Origin of the sequence: Vibrio sp. HI00D65 (genome assembly GCF_001635455.1) — a bacterium.
In the GTDB taxonomy this organism is placed as follows: domain Bacteria; phylum Pseudomonadota; class Gammaproteobacteria; order Enterobacterales; family Vibrionaceae; genus Vibrio.
Window position 1 is genome coordinate 1 of the sequence record NZ_LWEH01000355.1, and the last position, 335, is coordinate 335.

Sequence of the window (335 nt, forward strand, 5' to 3'; positions counted from 1 at the left end):
GCAGTACCTAATGCGATGGCAGCGCGTGCTTTCAGAACCGGAAGGGGGCATTGTGGCGTTTACCTATCAGGGAGTCGACTTTTCTGTGCCCACACGTGGTAAAGCCCAGTCAGTACCTGTTACTGATTGGCTAGATTGGGTATTTATAACAATCATAACCGGGCGATATGGTGATCTAAATGCCCTAATGGCCCAATTAGGGCGTGGGCAAGTAAATTGTGGGGAAATTTTTGGTTCGCTGCATTGCGAAATTATTTTGCACTTATTGGGTTTGCAACCCAGCCAAGATATTACTGCTGCCATTGAGCGACTGACGCAGTTAATTGATGAAGGCG

Annotated in this window: 1 pseudogene; it reads left to right on the top strand. The window is 47.5% G+C overall.

The features are described from left to right. Positions 1 to 52 precede the first annotated feature (52 nt). Positions 53 to 335: pseudogene (locus tag A3712_RS27920) on the top strand (hypothetical protein); the annotation flags it as partial.